Source organism: Paenibacillus sp. CR_12, from assembly GCF_041953985.1.
Lineage (GTDB): Bacteria > Bacillota > Bacilli > Paenibacillales > Paenibacillaceae > Paenibacillus_AQ > Paenibacillus_AQ lautus_A.
Genome location: NZ_JAVFHO010000002.1, coordinates 477,750 through 498,774 on the forward strand (window position 1 = coordinate 477,750; position 21,025 = coordinate 498,774).

Annotated in this window: 22 protein-coding genes and 1 pseudogene; 6 read left to right on the forward strand and 17 right to left on the reverse strand. The window is 46.9% G+C overall.

Annotated features, from left to right (window positions below; all coding sequences use genetic code 11):
- Window positions 1–16 precede the first annotated feature (16 nt).
- The 6 genes from RB297_RS05805 to RB297_RS05830 all read right to left on the reverse strand — a co-directional run bounded on the left by RB297_RS05805 (window position 17) and on the right by RB297_RS05830 (window position 4,851).
- Window positions 17–1,171: an efflux RND transporter periplasmic adaptor subunit gene (locus RB297_RS05805; protein ID WP_375120010.1), complete on the reverse strand. Its 1,155-nt coding sequence runs from the start codon at window positions 1,169–1,171 to the stop codon at window positions 17–19.
- Between the two features lie 36 nt (window positions 1,172–1,207).
- The gene (locus tag RB297_RS05810) at window positions 1,208–2,026 is read right to left on the reverse strand and encodes a carbohydrate ABC transporter permease (protein ID WP_375120011.1); all 819 of its coding nucleotides are present in this window, start codon (window positions 2,024–2,026) and stop codon (window positions 1,208–1,210) included.
- Window positions 2,027–2,104: 78 nt separating this feature from the next.
- Window positions 2,105–2,971 (reverse strand): carbohydrate ABC transporter permease, encoded by an 867-nt coding sequence (locus RB297_RS05815; RefSeq protein ID WP_375120012.1) that lies wholly within the window; start codon window positions 2,969–2,971, stop codon window positions 2,105–2,107.
- Window positions 2,972–3,312: 341 nt separating this feature from the next.
- Window positions 3,313–3,858 carry a spermidine/spermine N(1)-acetyltransferase gene (gene paiA / locus RB297_RS05820; RefSeq protein ID WP_375120013.1) on the reverse strand — a complete coding sequence of 182 codons (546 nt, stop codon included), beginning with the start codon at window positions 3,856–3,858 and terminating at the stop codon, window positions 3,313–3,315.
- Between the two features lie 25 nt (window positions 3,859–3,883).
- Window positions 3,884–4,336 carry a MarR family winged helix-turn-helix transcriptional regulator gene (locus RB297_RS05825; RefSeq protein WP_096773989.1) on the reverse strand — a complete coding sequence of 151 codons (453 nt, stop codon included), beginning with the start codon at window positions 4,334–4,336 and terminating at the stop codon, window positions 3,884–3,886.
- 206 nt (window positions 4,337–4,542) lie between these two features.
- Window positions 4,543–4,851: a hypothetical protein gene (locus tag RB297_RS05830; RefSeq protein WP_096773990.1), complete on the reverse strand. Its 309-nt coding sequence runs from the start codon at window positions 4,849–4,851 to the stop codon at window positions 4,543–4,545.
- 238 nt (window positions 4,852–5,089) lie between these two features.
- On the opposite strand from RB297_RS05830, the gene RB297_RS05835 reads away from it, so the two are divergent.
- The 4 genes and pseudogenes from RB297_RS05835 to RB297_RS05850 all read left to right on the forward strand — a co-directional run.
- A complete protein-coding gene (locus RB297_RS05835; RefSeq protein WP_375120014.1) occupies window positions 5,090–5,764 on the forward strand; it encodes a response regulator transcription factor in 675 nt (224 codons plus the stop codon).
- On the forward strand, window positions 5,749–6,831 hold the full coding sequence (locus tag RB297_RS05840; RefSeq protein WP_375120015.1) for a HAMP domain-containing sensor histidine kinase: 1,083 nt from the start codon (window positions 5,749–5,751) through the stop codon (window positions 6,829–6,831). Before RB297_RS05835 ends, RB297_RS05840 begins: the two co-directional genes overlap by 16 nt.
- 58 nt (window positions 6,832–6,889) lie before the next feature.
- Window positions 6,890–8,371 (forward strand): serine hydrolase domain-containing protein, encoded by a 1,482-nt coding sequence (locus tag RB297_RS05845; RefSeq protein ID WP_375120016.1) that lies wholly within the window; start codon window positions 6,890–6,892, stop codon window positions 8,369–8,371.
- Between the two features lie 50 nt (window positions 8,372–8,421).
- A pseudogene (locus RB297_RS05850) lies at window positions 8,422–8,604 on the forward strand (TetR/AcrR family transcriptional regulator); the annotation flags it as partial.
- Between the two features lie 229 nt (window positions 8,605–8,833).
- Here RB297_RS05850 and RB297_RS05855 read toward each other — a convergent pair.
- A complete protein-coding gene (locus tag RB297_RS05855; protein ID WP_375120017.1) occupies window positions 8,834–9,610 on the reverse strand; it encodes an NAD-dependent epimerase/dehydratase family protein in 777 nt (258 codons plus the stop codon).
- Between the two features lie 253 nt (window positions 9,611–9,863).
- Between RB297_RS05855 and RB297_RS05860 the strand changes: the two genes are divergently transcribed.
- Window positions 9,864–10,619, forward strand: coding sequence for a YqjF family protein (locus RB297_RS05860; protein ID WP_375120018.1), 756 nt, complete (start codon window positions 9,864–9,866; stop codon window positions 10,617–10,619).
- A 202-nt stretch (window positions 10,620–10,821) separates the two neighbouring features.
- Here the strand turns inward: RB297_RS05860 and RB297_RS05865 are convergent, their stop codons facing one another.
- The 8 genes from RB297_RS05865 to modA form a co-directional block, all read right to left on the reverse strand.
- Complete coding sequence (locus RB297_RS05865) at window positions 10,822–11,454, reverse strand: Vat family streptogramin A O-acetyltransferase (RefSeq protein ID WP_096773996.1); 633 nt, start codon at window positions 11,452–11,454, stop codon at window positions 10,822–10,824.
- 268 nt (window positions 11,455–11,722) lie between these two features.
- Window positions 11,723–13,087: an amino acid permease gene (locus RB297_RS05870; RefSeq protein ID WP_096773997.1), complete on the reverse strand. Its 1,365-nt coding sequence runs from the start codon at window positions 13,085–13,087 to the stop codon at window positions 11,723–11,725.
- Window positions 13,088–13,320: 233 nt separating this feature from the next.
- Window positions 13,321–14,199, reverse strand: a complete 879-nt coding sequence (locus RB297_RS05875) for a metallophosphoesterase family protein (RefSeq protein WP_192571657.1) — start codon at window positions 14,197–14,199, stop codon at window positions 13,321–13,323.
- 88 nt (window positions 14,200–14,287) lie between these two features.
- On the reverse strand, window positions 14,288–15,124 hold the full coding sequence (locus RB297_RS05880; RefSeq protein WP_192571656.1) for a DMT family transporter: 837 nt from the start codon (window positions 15,122–15,124) through the stop codon (window positions 14,288–14,290).
- A gap of 182 nt (window positions 15,125–15,306) precedes the next feature.
- Window positions 15,307–16,071, reverse strand: a complete 765-nt coding sequence (locus tag RB297_RS05885; protein ID WP_036660720.1) for a DeoR/GlpR family DNA-binding transcription regulator — start codon at window positions 16,069–16,071, stop codon at window positions 15,307–15,309.
- Between the two features lie 190 nt (window positions 16,072–16,261).
- A complete protein-coding gene (locus RB297_RS05890) occupies window positions 16,262–17,248 on the reverse strand; it encodes a phage baseplate protein (RefSeq protein WP_375120019.1) in 987 nt (328 codons plus the stop codon).
- A gap of 227 nt (window positions 17,249–17,475) precedes the next feature.
- The gene (gene modB, locus RB297_RS05895) at window positions 17,476–18,135 is read right to left on the reverse strand and encodes a molybdate ABC transporter permease subunit (protein ID WP_096774580.1); all 660 of its coding nucleotides are present in this window, start codon (window positions 18,133–18,135) and stop codon (window positions 17,476–17,478) included.
- 11 nt (window positions 18,136–18,146) lie between these two features.
- On the reverse strand, window positions 18,147–18,986 hold the full coding sequence (modA, locus tag RB297_RS05900; protein WP_375120020.1) for a molybdate ABC transporter substrate-binding protein: 840 nt from the start codon (window positions 18,984–18,986) through the stop codon (window positions 18,147–18,149).
- A gap of 224 nt (window positions 18,987–19,210) precedes the next feature.
- Between modA and RB297_RS05905 the strand changes: the two genes are divergently transcribed.
- The gene (locus RB297_RS05905) at window positions 19,211–20,161 is read left to right on the forward strand and encodes a helix-turn-helix transcriptional regulator (RefSeq protein WP_332296022.1); all 951 of its coding nucleotides are present in this window, start codon (window positions 19,211–19,213) and stop codon (window positions 20,159–20,161) included.
- A 121-nt stretch (window positions 20,162–20,282) separates the two neighbouring features.
- Here the strand turns inward: RB297_RS05905 and RB297_RS05910 are convergent, their stop codons facing one another.
- Together RB297_RS05910 and RB297_RS05915 are read right to left on the reverse strand one after the other, a co-directional pair.
- Complete coding sequence (locus RB297_RS05910; protein ID WP_213578850.1) at window positions 20,283–20,666, reverse strand: VOC family protein; 384 nt, start codon at window positions 20,664–20,666, stop codon at window positions 20,283–20,285.
- 37 nt (window positions 20,667–20,703) lie between these two features.
- Complete coding sequence (locus RB297_RS05915) at window positions 20,704–20,982, reverse strand: ArsR/SmtB family transcription factor (protein WP_375120572.1); 279 nt, start codon at window positions 20,980–20,982, stop codon at window positions 20,704–20,706.
- Window positions 20,983–21,025: the final 43 nt, after the last annotated feature.

The window sequence follows — 21,025 nt, forward strand, 5'->3', positions numbered from 1 at the left end:
TTACAATGCCGCCTCGCTATTCCAAACGAACCCGGTTACCATCCTGCAGAGGCTCGCTGCTTTTCAGAATGATCTTATCTTGTTCATAGATGCTATCCGTTTGGATCATCGTTTCTTTGTCATTCCGCTCGCTGAACTTGATGTTGACTTTTCGGGCAACAAAAACATTACCGAGTGCACCCGGCTGCTCTTCGACTACAAAAACGTACATGCCTTCCCGGTCCTGATGAACAGCTTCATTAGAAACAAGCAGCCCTTGATCGAGAGAGTTTTTCTCGATATTAATCCGAGCCTGCTCACCTCCCTTCAGCTTGGCGTTGATGAGTTTAAAACGAATCCTCTTTTGAGGGACTGTTACCGTCTCCACTCCTTCGGTTGCCCCGTCAATCATCGGCTCCGCATTGGTGATTTCTTCAATGATGCCTTCAATGACACTGGCTTGCTGCTCTTTATCTGTCTGCACCTCTACCTCGATCCGCTCACCAACGGATATCCCGATGCTGGACAAGCGTTTTGCATCAGCACCAACGTCAAACCTGTAGCCTTGACTGCTATTCGAGACAATGACATCCGGCTCGCCCTCAGATGCCAGTCCTTCTACCGCATTCAGCTTCGTTACAATACCGTCGAAGGGAGCGGTAAGCATCTGATCATTTGCCAGTCGTTCTTTCATCTCGTTGATCTTGCGTTCCTGCGCAGCAATATCAAGTTTCCCTTTTTCGATTTCGCGTTTGGCGCTGCGCAGCTTAAGTTCATCCTCTTCAATAGAAGATTGAATAAACTGATCCTGAAGATTTTGCTGCTCAATTCTTTGCTTTTCCAGATTCGTTACTTCAAGCTCGATTTCTTGTCTTGCCGCTACGTTGTCATAAGCGATAAGCTTCTGTCCCTTCTTCACACGCTCACCTTCTTTTACGTGAATCTGCTGAACCTTCCAGTCGTTTGAACCGGATAGCTTAGCTTCGGCGATCGGTTGAAGTATTCCGCTTCCCTCGATTGACAGCGCAATGCCTCCCTGTTTCGGCTGTTCCGTGGTCACCTTGGGTAATGTCAACGACTGCAGCGTGTTACTAAACAAGGTAAACAGCAGCAGCATCCCCATAAAACCCAAGAATACGAATTGAAGGATTCGCTTTCGTCTTTGGTCAGCTAACCCTTTTCCAAGCTCCATATCCTTTCTTCTCCTCCTAAAAACCGCCTTGAAAAGTTAACCCTTAACACCTGACAATTGGATGCCCTCGATGAAATACGACTCCGCATACAGAAATAACATCACCATCGGGGCCATATAGAGCATGGATGCAGCAAAGGCAATCCCCCGGTCGGTATCATTAATCCTGGATAGAAAGACAGACAGCGGCTGCTTGAAGGGGTCATCCAAAAAAATAAGCGGCTGCTCCACCATGTTCCAATAATCAACGAACAGCAAGATCACAAGTGCGGCCAGCCCCGGCTTGATCATCGGCACAATCATCGTTATAAAAATCCGCAAATGTCCGGCGCCGTCTATTTTGGCAGCTTCAATGTAGACATAGGGAATGTCCAGCATGAACTGTCTGAGCATAAACACGCCGAAAGCTGCGAAAATGCCGGGAACTATGATGGCGCCCGTACTATTCAGCATGCCAAGCTTATCGACCATAATATAGTTGGGTACCAGCGTGACTTGGAACGGCATGAGCATCGTCATGACATAGAGCAAAAACATCGAATCCCGGCCGCGGAATTTCAACTTGGAGAATGCATAAGCAGCCAGTGCTGCCACGATTGTCTGACCCACAATGATCGGCACCACCATGAACACGGAGTTCCAGAACATCGTCAGATACTTCGGGTTGTCGATGAACACCTTCCCATACTGTGCAAAAGACACCTTGTCGGGAATTAATTTCAGGTTTGCAAAAGAGCCATCTCTACCTGGAATCGCTTCATTCATTTGACCGATGAGACCGTAATTGATCTGGATCTCCAGTTCTGTCATCAATGAATTTGTGAATGTAATCACAATTGGTGATAGTAAGATCATGGCGATAACACCCAAGACGAATGTTAATATACTTTTTTTCAATATGTGGACGACTCGCACGAAACTTCGTTCCACCTCCTATTCCATGTACTGCCGATGTCGGCGCTCAATAGCAAACAGCACCAGGACGATTAGCAGAATACAGGCAAACATCAAGGATGCCGCTGCGGTCAGCTTCTGAATGTCGAGTGAAATGAACATATTATTCATATAGTGCTGCATCATATAAATGCTGTCGTGGGGATAGTCACCTGCGATGAGATACGTTTCCCGGAACACTTTGAATGAGTTGATAATGGACATAATCACAACAAAGAACATGGAAGAAGTCAGATAGACCAGCGTAACGCTTCGGAATTGCCTCACGCGGCCAGCCCCTTCAATCCGGGCCGTTTCGTAGTAATCCTTCGGAATTTGCTGCAGCCCGGCCAAGAATAAAATGACGTTGTAACCGATGTTCTTCCATAGATACACCATGATCACGACCAAACGTGCCGATTCCGTCTTCATCCAGTCCACGCGTCCATATCCAAAGCTGTTCAGCCATGCGTTCAGGGAGCCGTTCCAGTCAAATAGCATCTGCCAGATCATGATAATGGAGGCGACGGGCACAACAAGCGGCATAACGTAAGCAGTCCGAAGCCATTTTTGAAAATATGTATTTTTATGGAGCAGGATCGCTAACCCGAGTGACAGCATGACCATAAGCGGAACACTGACCGCGCTGAAAAAAAACGTGTTGGATGCCGCCTTGCGGAAGGAAGCACTCCCAAACAGCTCCACGTAATTATCGAGACCCGCAAAATGGCCGTCTACCGATTGGCTCATAAAGGAATAGTACACACCCATGGCAAATGGAATAAGGTAAAAGAGTGCAAATCCGATACCGCTTGGCATGAGAAAGAATATGGCCGCCGAAGCATCCTTGCGGAGCCATTTGTTCATGATTATCTTGATACATCCCTTCACTGTTAATTTAAGTCTCCCATGCTGCTGACTCCTGTCGCGCTTCCCCATGCATTCAGATTAGATAAGATTGCTTAAGAAAAAAGGGGGAAAGTATTAAAAATATCTAAAATATTCGTATAATATTGTGAGCCCAGCTCTCACTATGCCAATCAGATATTGAATCGAAAATGATGATGATAACCTTGGAATCGGAAGATAACGAGTGAAAATAAAAAAACAACGCGTCCACTCACTTCGAGCGGTCCTCGCTGTTTTTTTTGTAATGTGGGTCTTACGTGTGGTCAGAAATGGAAACCCTGCGGCCATATTGTTGCTATTCATTGTAAAAGCGCTCGCCGCCTGATTTCCGAAAGTGTGTGGGTCATGATAAGATCGGTTTGCACTTCATCCCCCATATAGAAAGTATGGGTCCCCGTCTGAACAAACCCCATTTTATTATAAAAGGTAATGGCATTCTCATTTTTTTCCCAAACCCCTAGCCAGATCTTCCTTAGATTGCGTTCTAACGCGATCTCTACGGCTTGATTCATTAGATATTTGCCAAGCCCCTGTTTATGAAAGCTTTGCTTGATATAGATCCGCTCGATCTCTAGGCAATCATCGCCCATTGCTTCAGACTGAGCATGCTGGGTGTTAATTTTTAAATATCCTGCAATTTCCCTACCAGCATAAATAAAATAGAATTCCGAGAAGATATTCGATAATTCTTTTTCCAATTGATTCAAATGGAAAGCTTTATCTAAGTAGGCTTTCATATTTTCAGGCGAATTTTGATCCTTAAAAGTCTCGTTAAATGTTTTAATGCTTATTTCTTGAAGCAAGCCCAGATCTTTAATCGTGCACTTTTCTATAGTTATGGTCACTTTGCTTCGTCCTCCTTCGAATACATCAATAGTGTCGCTTGTTACCCTTTTTAACAAACTCCCAGTCTTTTTCCACATTGTGCCGGACTCTTTGGAGAAGCTCCAACATGACTTCTACTTCGCTTGCAGAGAATCCGGATAGTGCAACCAAATTGGAATAATCGTTCTCCCTTTTTATTAGTGGATACACATGGCTCCCTTTCTCCGTAGGAAACAGTTTTTTGATTTTTTTGTTATATTGATCTTCTCTCTTATCAATAAACCCATTCATCTCAAGCTTCTTTATAGCCCGGGCCGTTGTTGTTCGGTCGACCTTTATCATTTCAGATAATTTTTCTTGAATAATTCCTGGGTGTTCACATATTCGCACGAGGTACAAATACTGTCCTTTTGTAAGGTCGTATTGCTTAAACTCAATATTGCTTATCGAATCCAATGACCTGGCGATCATACCAATCTCACGTAGTACGTCCTTCATATATGCAGCTCCACTCATCTCGAATTTTTCAAATGCAGTAAGAAAATAGTATACTATTTTTGTTGCATTTACAACAAAAAAACACCGATGGACTCGGTAAGATCCTCTAACCAAGCTCATCGGCGCTTCTCATTTCGCTGTTTATCTCGACAGCCTAACATATCTAATACGGATGTTCTTACGAAGCTCTTACAGGATCCATTCGGTTACCCTTCTACGATATCCGCCTGCAAATCAGTTGCAATTTCGATCATGAGAGGCACAAGCTCTTGATGGGAAACGGCGACATACAGCTCTCCCATGTAGTGCCTGAATGGAATCAAGGCTTCCCCATGTTTCCACATAAAGAAATCGCCTTCTACCGACATGGTGCTCTCTTCCCCTCTCACAGTGAGCTCCGTCTGATAAATAAAATCAGCTTTGGTTGAAAAATATTGTTGGCATTCTTCCAATGAAATCTCCTGATCGCCAGCGTCGGGTAGCATGGATCTCGTGATCCGAAAACGTTGATTCATTATTGATCCTCCAAAATAAAATAACTTGTATCTCCAATTACTTTCGTTAACCAGCCCTTCTCTAACGGTGGTGGTGTCGAAGCGCCACCGACTCAGCCAATACTATTCATACCACGATTGGTGAACCTCGTCTACACTGCCTTAGACTTTCCATGCCGTTCAATTAAAATCCGATTGGTATGCGAAAATTTCTTTGATATGCTGAAATCAAACATATGGAACTGGAGATGAAGCATGTATGCATAAGATACTAATCGTGGACGATGAGGCGGATCTTCGAAAGCTGCTGACCGATTACTTTGAAATCAATGGATATTTTGTCATGACGGCCAAGGACAGCCGGGAAGCTATGCGAAAAGTGGAACTAGGACCCGATCTCGTATTGCTCGATATCAACATGCCTGAGGAGAACGGCCTTGAAGTATGCGAAAGAATTAGAGGCTTTGTCTCGTGCCCCATCTTATTTCTGACCGCTCGAATCGATGATGCCGATAAAATAGCCGGCTTTCGGGCAGGAGGTGATGACTATATCCTGAAACCTTTCAGTATTCGCGAGCTTGGCGCCAGAGTAGAAGCGCATTTGCGCAGGGAACAGCGAGTCCTAACCAAAGCCTCGGTGAGGTTTAACCATGATTTGGTCATTAATTATACGGCCCGGGAGCTCTATTTCCAGGATAAACGAATACCTCTGGCCAAAAAAGAGTTCGACATTATCGAATTGCTGTCCATGAATCCCGGCATGGTATTCGAGAAGGAGCGCATTTACGAGAAAATTTGGGGCCTGGACGAAGAAGGCGATAGCAGCGTCATCGCGGAGCATATTCGGCGAATTCGCAACAAATTCAAGGAATACGGCTGCAGCGATCGAATCGAGACGGTGTGGGGAGTAGGATACAAATGGCTAAACTCGTAAATAGGCTGCTGCTAGAAAGACTTAATTTGCTGCAATCGTTCATCCTGTTATGCATTCTTACGCTTTTTGCTGTACTGGCCATGATCACTTTGGAATTTGCCTGGGCGGAGATCCTGCGGGAGCGTTTTGGAGAGGCCGATTGGTTGCTGCCCTCCCTCGTCGCGGCGGTGCTGTTGACGGTAGCCGCGGGAATTGTCGCCATGGCCGTTCTATTTTACCGATGGAAGCTAAAACGACCGCTGACGATTCTGATGCAAGCATCCGAGAAGATCTCGGCCAACGATCTAGGCTTCAGCATCTCCTATGACAGCCGGGACGAGATGGGCGAGCTCATCGCCGTATTTGAAAACATGCGCTCACAATTGGAAATCAATTTAAAGGCGCTCTGGCGTTCGGTGGAGGAGCGCAAGCAGCTCAATGCAATTTTTGCCCATGATCTGAGGACGCCGCTGTCTGTGCTGAAAGGGTACGCCGAGTTTCTCGCCACCTATGTTCCCGAGAAGAAATTGTCGGAAGAGAAGATTCTGGACCTGATCCATACCATGAACCTTCACATCGTTCGCCTGGAGAACTATGCGGAGGCCATGAGCTCGATTCAGAAGCTGGAGGATACCCCGGTGCATCGCGATCCCGTGGATATCACCCCATTCACGGCTTTGTTGAACGACAGTGCCAATCAAATAGCTAGTCAATTCGGCATAAACTTTGCCTCTTCCATTGATAACGCTGATTCTGAAATCAGCCTGGATGCCCATGTCGTCATGCAGGTATTCGAGAACCTGGTAGCCAATGCGGCGCGTTACGCAACCAGTCAGGTGAACGCTCGTTTTATCATTCGGGAAGCCTCTATGGATATTGCCGTCACGGACGACGGACCCGGTTTCTCGAACGAAGCCCTAAACAAGGCTGCTCTTCCTTTTTACCGCGGGGATATGTGGGATGCAACCGAACATCGTGGACTAGGACTGTATGTTTGCAAGGTGCTTTGCGAAATACATGGCGGGAGCTTGCAGGTCGAAAACGGACCTCAAGGCGGCGGCTGCGTAACCGCAAGTTTTGGATCGTAGTTGATAAATAGTTGAAAATTATCCGATAGCATATCCTTATCTTGATTGAAGGAGTGCTATGATGCCGAAAACAATACAAAGAATGTTTACCGTAATTACCTGCCTGCTGCTAACTTGGACCGTGATGGCGGAGTCCGTATCTGCATTGGAGGACGGGGACCGCACGGAACTTTGGCGGGACATTGACGAATACATGAGCCGGAGCATGAAGGCCAACCATATCGAAGGTGCGTCCTTGTCGATCTCCTTAAACGATAAGACCTTCTATGCCAAAGGTTATGGTACGTTTGGTGAAAACCAAAGCATAACGGACGAAACCCCTCTACCCATTGCTTCGCTTAGCAAGTCCTTTACCGCATTAGCCGTTCTGCAGTTGGTGGATAAAGGCCGGATTGATCTGGATGAGGCTTACGTTTCCTATTTTCCCGAACTGGCTCCTCAGGATCCTCGAGTTCATGACATCACGGTCCGGCATTTATTGAATCAGACCAGCGGCCTGACGGATGGTTCCAATCCCGATATGACGAGGACTCCGCAATTCCAAGCACTGCACGAGGCGAACCGGTTATTAAATGAGGTTGAACTCGCCCATAAACCTGGAACAACTTACAGCTACCACAATCCCAATTACGTGCTGTTGGCGAACCTCGTGGAAAGCATCAGTGGAGAGCGGTTTTCGGATTACCTGAATCGTCATATTTTTAAACCCCTGGGTATGAACCATACGTACAGCGTCAGCACGACGCATCAAATCAATGGGAATGAAGCTATCCCGCCGGGTCATTACTCGATTCTGGGCCGCTCCGTGAGTCGCTCAGAGCCTCTGTGGTTTATTGACGGTCCCGCAGGGATCGTTTCAACCGCGGAAGACATGTCCAGGTGGATGATTGCCCAATATAGCGGCGACCTTCTTCCCCCGGCGCTGATGAAGCAATTTCATTCAGCCGGAGAAGCTTCGCCGTACGGCATGGGTTGGCTCGCAGACCATGATCCATCGGGAGGCCGAACGATCTCCCACAGCGGTATTTTCTGGACGTACAAGTCGGAAGAAACGGTTTTTTTGGACGAGCAAATGGGGATCGCGGTGATGTTTAATTCGGGATTGAACGCATTTGTGGATTACTCGGGAATCATCGATGGGGTCGCGGCTATGATGAGGGGAGAACAGCCCAACATCTCTTTTCTTAACGATCGAAACATGTCTATGATCATGGTGGCGTTGATTCTCGCAACGCTTGTATGGGGCGGCTATGCTTCTATTCGTATTCGTCGGAAGAAAAAACGCCTTACGATCGGCATGTTCATTCTCGTATCGGTCATTAGGCTGATTCCGGTCCTCATCCTCTTGTCTCTCCCCCCATTGCTGACGTTTATCGGCGGAGGGCGCGTGCTGCCATGGTCCGGTCTTTGGACTACCCTATCGTCACCGATCATCTGGCTCGTTGTATGGTCGCTCGTCAATTTCGTGCATGTGGCTTGCTATTATAGCGTCTATGCGCATTACGCCAAGAATAGCCAATCGATGGCTAACAACCCATAATGCCACAAGTTCAACACATCGTAATGAAGAAAGGCAGCTGCATCAGCTGCCTTACGTCCTTCAACGAAGGATTCAAAGGCGAGATTGACAAAGAAAGCGGAAAAAATGCGGAATTGCATGAAGATGTGATGCTGCAATATGCCGGGACGGCTTATGTTGGGATTATTGAATGGTGGATCTCGCCGCAAGTCATGGCCAAACAAGTGGGGACCTTGTTGGAAAGAAGCCTTTAATCGGCGTACGTGCGGCCGGGGCGGCTGATCACGTAATGCACTCCAATGACACGAACATCATGCTGAAAATAAAAAAAGCCGCAATATTCACGCGACTTTCAGAAGACATACGTCTTATCTTCAGCGTATCCTTTTGGCTGTTGGCTGCTGTATGCCTGGTAATCTCCTTCAGAATAACCGATCTTTAATCGGTGCTGAACTCCAGGGTACGGGTGCATCTACGAAGCTGTCATTGTTGTTGGCCTCCCTGGTAGTCCGTCTCATCCTGGCGTACTTTGCTTCCCGCCGCCTTGGCTAACTCAAGCAGCTTGGCTGCGTCGTCCTGAGGTTTGTATCCGATTAATTCTTCCAGATAATCGATGTTATAGTAGTTATCCGTATTGGCGGAGGTTCCGTACAAATTCAAATACGTTAGTGTGTCATCTGCTTCAATGCAGCAAACGATCAGCTGAAGCATATCGCGTTCCGATATCCAGATATGCCCCGCACGCTCTGAATGAGGTCGATCGTCTCCAGGGAAGTTGCCGATTCGAATATTAACCGAAGAGATCTTGCCCTGATCTGAATAAAGCCGGCCCAGCAGTTCGATATAACATTTGCTGAGTCCGTAGAAGCTATCCGGACGATACGGATCGTCAGGCTCTACCTTTTCGTAAACCTTGTAATAACCGGTCGCATGATTGGAGCTGGCAAATATCATACGCCGCACGCCATTCTGTGCTGCTGCCTCAAACAGCTTGTACGCACCGCTCACATTTCCCTCCAATACCTTACCAAGAAAATCCCCGTTGTCCTTAATCCAGGCAAAATGGAGCACCGTATCGACTCCTTGCGTAAGCTCTGCCAGGCGCGTTTCGTCCACGATGCCCATCTGCACGATGCCCTGGGTATCGTCCGCCTGTATATCCGCACCGATGATGTCATACCGGCCGTCTTTTTGCAGCCCCTTGTAAATTACGTTCCCTATGGTGCCCGCCGCTCCGGTTATTAACAGTTTGCGTTTCATTCGTTTCAAGCCCCTTTCTCACTGATCGTCACGTTTTTGCTGTGCTGTTAGTTATTACCCGTTGGGCGAGGGATGTATACGATAATGTTTTGGGTTCCCGCTTGCGGAAAGCAGAAGCGGCTTATACGCACCGCACAACGGAGATGATCTAGTCAAAATGCGGCTATTCCTTCCGGTTTGATCCAAAATTTCATGGTTAATAATGATGACATTCGGCGAAAATCCATAGTACAGCTCTGGAGGGGAGTTACCGATGAAAAACGAGGTCATTTTATCCCATACAGATCACCGCCCCTTTCCACTTCCCCATGGCCCATGGCTCATGAAGCAAGGATGGAACGATGTATTATGCGCGCATTGGCCTGTGAGCGAGAACGTTCTGAGACCCCTTATTCCCGATGGATTGGAGCTCGAAAAGCATAACGGCAGCGCCTGGCTGACCGTGATTCCTTTTCGGCTGAGTCCTTTGCGTTTGCGCGGCCTGCCTCCCATCCCTTTCGTTCAGGATTTTCTTGAGCTCAACGTTCGAACCTACGTCTCGAGAAATGGCAAACCCGGCATTTATTTTTTCAACCTTGAGGCCTCTAACAGTTTGGCTGTCAAGGGCGCCCGTACATTCGCGCACTTACCGTACCACCATGCCCGCATGTCCATAAGACGGGACCACGATTCTTACCTGCACTATACAAGCATGCGGAGTCTACCCCAAGCGGAGGATCCGGTGTTTATCGGCTCGTACAAACCAGTGAACAACACCCTATATCATGCTGAACCAGGATCGCTGGTTCATTGGCTCACGGAGCGATACTGTTTGTTTACGACGACATCAAAGGGAAAAATCCTAACCGGGGATATCCATCATTTTCCCTGGCCGCTGCAGGAGGTTCAATTACAGCTGACGACAAACCAATTAACCCATTATCATGGATTTGAACTCCAGGGCCCGCCTGCAGTCGCGACCTATACCCGACGTCTGGAGGCATTGTTCTGGCCGTTGAGGAAATGCTGAACAGCGGTATCCCTTGAACACTCTTCATCTCAATCGATGCGCGTCTTGAAACACCGTTAAATTACAAAAAGCCGCAATGCTGCGGCTATTGTAAAGGTATGTTCTTCATAACGCGATTCCGACACTCGCATAGTCGTTAAAATTTCTCAGGGAATTGCCGCTCAATAAGTAGATTCACCCATGAGATGCTATAATGAGCAATTTATATTTCCTTGATTTTAGTCAGATCTCCGCTGCATAACGTTTCAAGATGGTCAAAAATTTTCCGAGCAGGCCAATCCCACCATTGGATGGCAAGGAGATGGTCGATGAGTTCGTCATCAAATCTTTTCTTAATAACCCTGCAAGGGTTCCCGCCTGCAATATGATAAGGGGGGACATCTTTTACAACAACCGAATTGGCCGCTATGATAGCTCCGTCGCCGATGTGGACACCGGGCATTACGGTCACGTTTTGACCAATCCACACATCGTTGCCAATGACGGTGTCGCCTTTAAGGGGTAAGTCGGCCAATGCCGGAGTCGATTTCTCCCAACCGTTGCCCATGATGTTGAATGGATAGGTAGTAACACTGCGCATTCTGTGGTTGGCGCCATTCATGACAAATTCAATCCCCTTTGCAATAGCGCAAAACTTCCCGATAATCAGCTTGTCTCCAATAAATTCATAGTGGTGCGTGACATGCTCTTCGAATTTTTCGGCACCGTTTAGATCGTCATAATAGGTATAGTCACCGACAATAATATTAGGGCGTGTCACAACGTTTTTAATATAGCAAATACTTTTAATCGCCTCATTCGGGTAGATTGCGTTAGGGTCAGGTCCATATGGCATATAGAATCCCTCCTTCGTTTTATATCAATCATGAGTTGTTCAGCGTCGTGTTCCTATCCATGAGGTCCGATACCGAGAGACAAACATTTACCTTTTCAATTTCGACGTTTAGATTGGTTATCCTGTTTGAATCCTACATAATATCACCCGAGCTCGTACCTCAAAATGAAAACATCCCATTTCCACTTTGGTGAGAATGGGATGTTTATTGATTTCATCCATGGATGATTTGCCAATTCATTTGCTTTCATATGTTTTTATTTGCTGCTTACTCACGGTTATTTTGTGCCTTGTTAACCCCGGAAGCATAATAACTGATCACGACAATACCCAAGAAAACAATGCCTGTAATCAAGGAAATCCGAGTTTCATCGTTAATCCACATACCGACCAGCACCATAAGCAAAAAAGCAATCGTCACATAGTTGGTCACCGGGGCGAAAGGCATTTTGAACGGATGATCATCCAAGGCACTCCCCTTGGTTCTTCGGAAATTGATTTGACTGATCAAAATGACGAACCACGGCACCATTCCGGGAAGCACGCTGGCGCTGTACACATGCACAAACAGATTTTCCGGTGCGATATAACTTAAAAACACCCCAAGGCCCAACCCCGCGAGTACGCCGATCGTTCCCAGCAGAGGCACGCCGTTACGGGACAGTTTCGTAAATATTTTCGGTGCCTGTCCATTGACTCCTAACGTATAAAGCATGCGTCCTGCGCTAAATATCCCGCTGTTGCAGCCCGACATGGCGGCGGTGATGACAACAAAGTTGATGATTCCGGCTGCCGCAGTAATGCCGACTTTCGCAAACGTGGCAACGAACGGACTGCCGAGGGCTTGCAGCTGATTCCAAGGATAGACCGTAACAATCACAAAAATCGCGCCGATATAGAAGATCAAAATGCGCCAGATAATGCTTTGCGTCGCGCTCATTAACGTTTTTTGCGGGTTTTTGGCCTCACCTGCCGTAATCCCTATCAGCTCGACGCCTTGATAGGCTCCGATCACTAACGAGAGAGCAAAGAAAAAGCCTGACCATCCGCCGGTAAAAAAGCCCCCATGCTGCCACAAGTTAGAAAATCCGATCGCATTTCCGCCATTGCCTAATCCGAACAAAATCAGACCGAGCCCGGCAACAATCATCAAGACGATGGTTACGATTTTAATCATGGCAAACCAAAACTCGAATTCACCAAACGATTTCACGGAGAACAGGTTGGCTGCACCGAGAATCGCCATGGCGACGAGCCCCGGTATCCAAGCGGGCAAATCCGGAAACCAGTACTTCATGTAGGTCCCAACGGCAATGATCTCCGCCATCCCGACGATCACCCATTGGAACCAGTTGCTCCAGGCCGTCACATAGCCCGCCAAGGGATGAATGTACTTATGGCCAAAGGTCGCAAACGATCCCGTGCTCGGTTCGATGTACTGCATTTCCCCCATTGCGCGCATAATGAAGAAAATAAAAATCCCTACAATAGCATACGCAAGCATCACCGATGGACCTGTCCATTTGATCGTGCTTGCCGAACCCATAAATAACCCGACACCGATGGTGCCGCCCAAAGCAATCATCTGAATGTGGCGAGCTTCGAGCCCCCTCTTTAGTTCGTTGTTTTTCATTCCAAGTTTCCCCCTCTGTTACTCTCTTGGCTGTCAATTTGAACAAGAGCAAAATCTAAACGCTAATATGTAAGGCTTGATCCAATTGTAGTATCTTTTTCCTGTGAAAACAATTATATTCATTTGGTAATCCTGCATCGGAGCCGGAAAAACCCTCCATTTACCCGACAGCCCCGTTCAATCATAATGAACCGATGTCGTTGAATGGAGGGTTCTGTTGTAGGCGTTTCCAATTATTCGGATTGCTCAGGGATGTTACATTCAAACCGGACATTCTCCAGCCACTTGCCTGCAGCGAAATCCCGGCCTCTGACGATTACACGATCTGCATAAACCTCGACGAACAGCCCTTGACTCCCATCTTTATGTTCGTCTTTATCCGTCCATAGGTACGCGACAGAGGATCCGTTAAACATATAAGGCAGTTGTTCCTGTCCATCGAACATGGTATGCTGCGCCTCCAGCTCCCAGTGAGTATGCCCCGTGAACAGGATGGCATGCCGGTGTTTAGCCAAAACTTTCTTGAGCGCTTCGTCCTGAGCAACGCCGTACCATCGCTGCGACTCATAAGATCCTGCAACCGTGTCTTTGAGCGGCTGATGCAGGAAGACGAAAGCCGGTTGAACCGGATTCTTGCTCTCGGTTAGCTTAGTATCGAGCCATGTCAGCTGAGTTTCGGACAAGGAAGCAAACAGTTCCAGCCCCTCCTCGGTTCCGAGGAAGATAAAGTGGTACCCATTCACCCAATGATCGTGATAGGGTCCCCTCATCCCCGTGGCATCCAGATAAGCTCCCAAACGTGAAGGCCAATGCCCCAGACCGACATCGTGATTGCCTGCAGCAAAATAACTGACCGGCAATCCTGCGCCATGCTCCCGCCATATTCTGCGAAACTCCGCATATTCCTCCGTACTCCCCTGGTCGGTTAAATCGCCTGCGTGCATAATGCCGTCACTGTCCGGCGCCATTCGTTTAATATCTTCTAGTGCCCTCGCCAAATTACAATTGTAGCTATGTCCAGGGTCCGCCTTCACGTGCGTATCGGTGATAACCTGAAATCGGAGCAGCACGTCCCCCTTCCGGTTTTCTCCATCTTGATTTCGCTTGTTCAAACTACTCAATCCTCCTTCAAAGTGATGTCGAATATGGCCGACGCGTTATCCCGGTGTTCACCGCAACGGTAAAATGCCGTCTAACTAATCATATGCCCAGCATGCCTACGAGTAAGATTCCGATAAAGATAATGCCGGCCGATACGATCCGCAGCCCTCCTTGACCTTCCTTCAGCAGCAATACGCCCAGCAAGGTGCCGAATACGGTTCCAATCTCTCGAAGAGGCGCTATGTATATTAACGGGGACATACTCATGGCAAACAAGAACAACAAATATGAACCTGGAGAAAGGACCGCGCCAACTGCAAGCCATTTTCCATGTTCTCTTATCTCTCTTACCCAGCGGATTTCGCCAAAACGGATAAACGGGGCCAGCCCCAGCATAAATCCGATATTGGATATTTCCAAAAGCAGCGTTGGCGAAAAATGCTGCAGATTCACTTTGTCTACCATCACGTACGCCATTGTGCAAAGCCCCACGGCTGCAGTATAGAAAAGAACCCTGTGAGGGGCATGAAATCTTTGCTTCCTCATAAAGATGCCGCTTGATAGAAAGAAGCCAAATGCAATCAATCCGAGTCCCAGCCATCCCCAGACGGATAACCGCTCGTTCAGGAGAATGACTCCGCAAAGAGGCAACAAGAAAGTGGAAATGCCTCTCATCATCGGGTAGACCTGGGATAGGTCGCCATAGGTTAAGGACTTGGACAAGAAATAGGCATATCCCCCTTGAATGAATACGGACAGGAATAACAAAAGATAACCCGACATGGGTGGATTCGCAGTGACGATTTCGATCATAAAGCCCGGGAGCAGCATAAGCGTGGTGGGGATATAAATCATAAATAAAAACAACTGCTTATTCCCGCTCGACTTCGCCAACATATTCCATATTGCATGCGCCATGCCAGAGCCTAGAACCAATAAAACTGCAAGTGAAATTGCTACACCCCCTCTAAAAACACTAGTTTACACACTTTTATGCTTATAAACACACATTTTCACAACTTGATTTTGATCGTATCATGGGATTTTCTTACTGTCAATTGATATGATGAGCAAAAAAAGAACCTCGTCGAAAGGCTCTTCTTGTTCCTTTGAAATTATTAGCAATCGATGTTGACCCCTGCCTCCCGATATTGTTCAAGGACATCATGCCCTAGCCCGGAGTCCGTCACAATCCGTTCAATCTGATCCAATCCGCAGACCGGTGTGAGCGAAACCGCGTTAAATTTACTGCTGTCTGCAAGCACGATGACCTTGTGTGCCCGGGCCAGCATTTTCTTCTTCAATTGAATCTCGCTTAACCCATAATCCGTCAAGCCTTCGGTCAGGGATATGCCGCTCACGCTCATAAAGAAAAGGTCGGCATGAAACTGAGTGACAAAGGATTCGGCAAAATCGCCGACCACGCAATGTTCCGAGTTACGGACCACCCCACCGACAAAGATGATCGTGAAATGAGGTTTCTCCATAAGTATCGATGCGATCTGAAAGGAATTGGTCAGTATCGTCAATCGATCAAAGCGCGTCATCAAGGCCTTGGCGAATTCGGTATTGGTGGTGCTTACATCCATGAACAAGGATTGCCCTTCTTCCACGTAGCGGAGGGCAATCTGGGCCAACTCCCGTTTCTCTTGAAGCCTCTTCATTTCCCGCACGGTAAAAGGCAGTTCTTTCTGATAGTCCGCTGCCGGCAAGGTTGCCCCGCCATGAACCCTTTTTAAAAAGCCCTCTTGTTCCAGATATTCCAGGTCTCTTCGAATCGTCTCGAAAGAAACTCCGAATTGCGCGATTAAATCCGTTGTCTTGACCGATTGGATTTCGTGAAGCAGTTTCATGATTTGTTGATGCCGATCATGTGCAAGCATTGAATATTCCTCCAATAAACGACTACCGCGTTTGAATTACTAGTACAGAATACCACAAAAACACACAATCTCACATTGTTCTCTGATATTAAGACGTGATAAGCAGCGATTTACAATTGCTGGGGACTGGACATACTAGTTACAATCTCGAAAAAAGCCGCCATTACATGGCGACTTTTTCGTAAAATATTTAAAAAATCGTATCCGGCACATAGTAAATTTTCTGCGTGTTTTTCTTGTTCTTGGGATCCGTCACGATCGTAAAGTAAACCTTCCCGTTCTTGGTCTGAACGCCCTCGATTTCATGCTTTCCCACATTCGTAATTTTCACCAGGCTCTTGTAGGCGCCCGAGCTGGTCATCATGGCGATCTGCGGGGTTTGGCCTTCGGCGCCTCCCGAGGTGTAAATTTTGGAGCTCCCCAGCATATCTGCACCTTGAAACGATCCATTCGGTCTAATAATACGATTGCCGGATTGAGTGAAACTCGCTATGCTCGCTTTTACCGCTGCGGCACTATCCATTCGAACCTGCTTTTTGCTGTCCAGAAGCTTGTTCAGGGCCGCTGTGCTGTATATGGACCAGGTGACGGTCTTTTCCTTGGTTTGTACGCGGAAGAACGTATATTTGCTGTTGCCGCCGCCGTCGACCCTATAGGTTGTGCCTAATCGTTTGCCGGTCTTGTTGGCATAATTCATATAGACGAACCGGTCCAGCTTCGTATAATCGACCTTTGATCCCGCCTTATATTTTAGTCTTGCCACTTGGAGGGACCAGAATTGCTTAGTGGAAGAATCGGCTTTGGAACTGAAGTAGAAATAATGTTCCCCTTTGTACGTATACATATCAAGCGTTTGACAATGGCCGGTATTGGTGACGGTCATTTCGTCAACGTACTTCGCGTCTTTCCCGCTAATAAGCAGCCTGGAAAGATAGCATGTACCCTTAGACCGCTGCGTAACGTAAACATACTTGTCTGCAATATATGCTTTTTGAACGGCCACATTGTGCTTAAGCCCTTTAAGATTATAGGCCAGCTTAGCCGAAGCATTCACGGTTTTGCCTGGTGATGCAGCTGCAGCCGGCAGGACCGGCATGATAAGTAAAATAATGGCGAGAATGAACGATGTAAAAATCTTTAAGTTCTTACCGCTGAGAGCAAAGCGCTCCTGAAACATTAAGATACCTCCTTTGACATGATGTCTCACTGGGGTTGATATGAAGCAGGAATTATAGCTGACGACAGCTAATCACAATCCTCCTTTCGGTTTGCGCGTAATCAGCACTTTTTACTGGAATGTGATGGTAAAATAATGTGCTGTAACTAATGATTACCCTTTTTTTAAAATAAATCAATATCATGAAGTTCCGAAACATGAAAAAAAGCCGCTGTATTTAGCGACTTTTATTGATCACTTCGTCTTGTAAGAAGCAACATTATAAAGGAAATCATGATCATGGATGCTGTCCACGCCCATGCCATCGTCGTATTGCCCGCATCAACCGCAACGAATATGGCTGTAGGAATGGTCTGTGTTTTGCCCGGAATATTGCCTGCTATCATTAACGTCGCCCCGAATTCACCAAGTCCACGAGCAAATCCAAGAATATAGGCAGTTACCAACGAGCGATAAGTCAATGGAAGCGTTATATACCTGAAGACCTGCCATTCGTTAGCTCCGTTTGATCGAGCTGCTTCCTCGACATCCCGTTGGACAGAAGAAAATCCCACCTTCATCGTTTGGTAGACGAGCGGGAAGGCTACGACGACCGAAGCGATCACGGCAGCCCACCAAGTAAAAATGACGGGCGCGTCAAAGAGCCATTCCATCCATTGCCCAAACCAGCTTTTTCGACCAAGTATGACCAACAGTACAAAACCAACCACGGTTGGCGGAAGAACTAAAGGGAGCATAAAGGCGGTCTCAAGAACCGTTTTCCCTTTAAAGGATTTGCGTGACATCCACCAGGCAGCAGCCACTCCAAGCAGGACAACCGTTAGGCTGGACAGTACGGAAACCTGTAGCGACAGTTTAATCGGTAACCAGAATTCGTTCCAATTCATATTGGCCCTAATCAATTCGGAACGGAAAATCCGTACTTCACAAAGACGTCCAGCGCTTCTTGAGTCTGCAAATAAGTGTAGAAATCCTCAGCCTCTTTTCGATGTTTCGTTTCCTTTACGATTCCAATCGGATATTCAACAGGCGTGTATGTTGCGGGATCCACAGCAAATGCAACCTTCACTTTGTCAGAGGTTAATGCGTCCGTTTTATACACAAACCCGACATCTGCATTACCCGTTTCTACATATTGAAGAACTTGACGTACGTCTTTACCTTGTACGATCTTGGATTGGAGCGAATCCCAGAAGTTCGTTTTTGTAAGGGCCTCTTTAGCGTAACTTCCCGCAGGTACACTTTCAGGAATGCCAATGGCAATGTTCTTTAGTTCGGATTTGGACAAGTCGGCAAAGCTTGCAACCGGTACTTGTCCATCCGCAGACACGACAGCCACCAACTCATTGCTAAGTACATTTTTTTGTTGATTTGCATCAATCAGTTGTTTATCCACGAGCGCTTCCATGTTCTTGGCTGCGGCTGACAGGAACAAGTCGGCTGGTGCTCCCTGCTCAATCTGCTGCTGCAATGCGCCGGATGCGCCAAAATTAAAATTTAATGTGATATTTGGATTCTTCGTTTTATAATCCTCCTGGATTTCCTTTAGAGCATCTGTCATGCTTGCTGCCGCAGATACGGTCAATTCAACCGTTTCCGCTACTGCCGAAGTTTGCGTATACTTATCCGCAGCTTGAGAAGCGGTATGATCTTTCGCTGCCGTACCGCAACCCGCCATTACTAATATCATGGATAATACAAGAGATAAAACCACGCTAATCTTTGCCGGTTTAATCATGGGTCCCCCTCCAAAAAACTATATTTAGTTATATTCAAGCATAAACATTATACTGTCATGCGCAATTCTTTGTAAACCAAATATATCTATTTATATCTAATTAAATGATATCTATATAATCCGGAAAGGGAAGAAATCAGGAGAATCGTTTGAATTCATTCAATTGTGTTATAATTAGCCTCAAATGTTAAACCACTTATACAGTTAACCGGGAGGAACATGATATGTCCAATGACATGTCTTATACAACGGAGGAAATTGCCAAGCTCTTAAAAATATCCAAACTTACCGTGTATGATCTGATCAAAAAAGGAGAGCTGCCCTCTTATCGGGTCGGCAAACAAATGCGGGTGGATGCTGCTGACCTGGAGGCCTACAAACAAAGGACAAGAACGGTTCCGGCATCCAACCAACCTGTTGAGGCGCTTTCGCCTTCACCTATCCAACCGCCTACATTCACCAGTGGGAATCGCCCGATCGTCATTACCGGTCATGACATTAGCCTAGATATTTTGGCCAAACATATGGAACAAACAATCCCCGCCATACGACCCTTGCGTTCATTTGTCGGCAGCCTCGACAGCTTAATCTCTATGTACAGAGGCGAGTCGGATATCGTCAGCACGCACCTCTTGGACGGAGATACAGGAGAGTACAATCTTCCGTATATTCGAAAGCTGCTCGTTGGTTCTTCCTATGTGGTCGTCAATCTTCTTTCCAGAAATGCAGGGTTATATGTCCAGCCGGGGAACCCCTTCGGTCTTAAAGGGTGGTCTGATTTAGACCGTTCCGGGCTGCGATTCGTGAATCGCGAGAAGGGATCAGGCGCCCGCGTGTTGCTCGACGAACAGCTCCGCCTTCACGGAATCAATCCGCAGCAGCTTTCCGGCTATGATCATATACAGACCAATCATCTCGGTGTGGCGACGAAAGTTGCTACCGGTGAAGCCGATGTTGGCGTAGGCATTGAGAAAGCAGCCTCAATAATCGGTCAAATTGATTTTATTCCTTTGATTCAGGAGCGTTATGATCTTGTGATACTTAAAACCACGTGGAGTCAGACTTGGATTCCCGCCCTTTTGCAAATTCTGCAATCGGACACCTTCCAAAAGGAGCTGCGTTCGATTCCGGGGTTTGATGTATCCCGTACAGGAGAAGTCCTGTTTGAGACTTGAGCACGGCAGCAATTTGCATGCTTATAAATAAAAGCCGCATACAATGCGGCTTTTATCGTCTTCATGTTCTTGTTGTCCTACACCATTCAGAAGAGTCAGGGTTATCTAACAAATCCGTAAATTACTTCTGCACGATCTGAATAAGGTTCCCGCAGGTATCGTCAAAGACAGCTATTGTGAGTTCGCCCATTTTTGTCGGTTCCATCGTAAACTTCACGCCTTTTTCCCTTAACCGCTCGTACTCTTTGCGAATATCTTCAACGCCAAACATGGTTGCCGGGATGCCTTCGGCAAAGATCTTCTTTTGATACTCCTTTGCGGCAGGATGCTCGTTCGGTTCGAGCAAAAGCTCGGTACCGTCTTGAACTTCGGGCGAAACAAGCGTTATCCACCTGAATTCTCCGACAGGAACATCTTCCTTTTTAACAAATCCGAGCTTCTCTGAATAAAACTCCAGCGCCCTGTCTTGATCCTGCACGAATATACTGGTTACAATGATTTTCATGATTTTATGGCCTCCTCCAGGATTATAAAATTAAAAATTACTCTATCCATCCTTTCAGCAAATTCTTCAGTGGTTCGTTGTTAAAGATAATGACTCGATATTTCCCCTTACGCTTGGTTATGACGAGTCCGGCATCTTCCAATGCAGCAAGATGTTTAGCTATCGCTTGCCGCGAAATGGAAAGGTTGTGCTTCATGATGAGACGTACCGTAAGTTCATACAACGTCAGCTCATTGCGTTCGGATAATTCGTCTAACATAAGCCGCCGTGTTGGATCGCCAAGAGCTTTGAATATTGCGTCTCTGTCCCACTTCATAGTCCGATTATAAGCAACCCCAGGGTTGCTTGTCAACAATAAG